Source organism: Halomonas sp. SIMBA_159 (assembly GCF_046536035.1).
In the GTDB taxonomy this organism is placed as follows: Bacteria; Pseudomonadota; Gammaproteobacteria; order Pseudomonadales; family Halomonadaceae; genus Vreelandella; species Vreelandella venusta_A.
In genome coordinates, this window is sequence record NZ_JAWJBT010001529.1 from 1 (window position 1) to 239 (window position 239).

Sequence of the window (239 nt, forward strand, 5' to 3'; positions counted from 1 at the left end):
GGCCGAGTTCATAGGACAGCGTGTCGGCGATCTGCTCCGCCACCATCGCTGCCGGGCTGTTCATGCCGATGGCGTCAAAGAACTTGAGCCACTGCTTATGCGTCAGGCCCTCGCCGAAAATGTCCCCAGCCTCGAAGTCAAGCTCCTGCTCTGTCTCGGGCTCGGTTTGTGCGGCGGTGCGGCGCATCTGCTGCAAGTCGGTCAGCGTGTCTTCCGCGATCTGCCGCATCCGCCTCGCG

The 239-nt window shown here is 63.6% G+C and carries 1 protein-coding gene; it reads right to left on the bottom strand.

Going from position 1 to position 239, the window contains the following annotated elements; translation table 11 throughout:
* The coding region (locus tag R0J87_RS24350) for a hypothetical protein (protein ID WP_498889621.1) at positions 1–229 on the bottom strand (229 nt) is incomplete at its 3' end.
* Positions 230–239: the final 10 nt, after the last annotated feature.